The sequence below is a fragment of the Oceanospirillum sediminis genome (assembly GCF_014164585.1).
Taxonomy (GTDB): Bacteria; Pseudomonadota; Gammaproteobacteria; order Pseudomonadales; family Halomonadaceae; genus Oceanospirillum; species Oceanospirillum sediminis.
This window is the reverse complement of record NZ_JACJFM010000090.1, coordinates 1-705: the sequence shown is the minus strand read 5'-3', so window position 1 is coordinate 705 and position 705 is coordinate 1. Positions and strand designations below refer to the sequence as shown.

The window sequence follows — 705 nt, the reverse complement described above, 5'->3', positions numbered from 1 at the left end:
TCGATGGCAGTATGTTCAGCGGCATCCCGATGCTACGTGCTGGCTACAATAGCCTTATCGACATGGCTAAGGTTTCCGGTAGTTCTGCGGAAGGCTTCCTGAAGAATGCCAGTCGTCAGCTGGCGGTAAACTATACGAAGGATAACGTAACGCCAGCAAGCCTTGCGCAGTCGATGGGTGTCGATATTGAAGAACTCACCGACATCATGAATGAGAACATTGAGGCGCTGAACTCAGGCATTGACGCCGCCATGTTCACAATGGGTGCGGATGCGAAGGTTCTTGCTGTGACACCAGCTGACCCGAAACCTACATGGGAAGTGGCTGCCCCAACCAGTTCGCTGCATCAATGGCACTTCCGTTCACCGTCATTTTCGGGCAGCAAACCGGACGCCTTGCGAGCGATGAGGACAAGATGCAGGAGGCGATGACCGCCAAGCAGCGCCGCGAAACGTGGGTGGATTATGTCATCTCAATGTTCGTTGAGCGCATGATTCAGTTCGGTATTGTCGATAAAGCCCCGGCAAATGGCTACAAGGTTAAATGGGATGACCTGCTTTCCCCATCTGAACTGGATAAAGCTGAATTGCTGGCTAAACTCGCCACTGCGAACAAGTCGTTCTTTGATGCTGGTCAATCTGCGTTGCTGACCGTCGATGAAGCTCGCGGCATGGTTGGCATGGAGCCGATTGAACTTGACGAGAG

2 protein-coding genes are annotated in these 705 nt (G+C 52.9%); both read left to right on the top strand.

What is annotated here, in order from left to right; translation table 11 throughout:
* A partial coding sequence (locus H4O21_RS24020) for a hypothetical protein (RefSeq protein ID WP_220495842.1) occupies positions 1 to 431 on the top strand: 431 nt, incomplete at its 5' end.
* Positions 428 to 705 (top strand): hypothetical protein (locus H4O21_RS24015; RefSeq protein WP_220495841.1); only part of this gene is annotated, 278 nt, incomplete at its 3' end. The genes H4O21_RS24020 and H4O21_RS24015, both read left to right, overlap by 4 nt.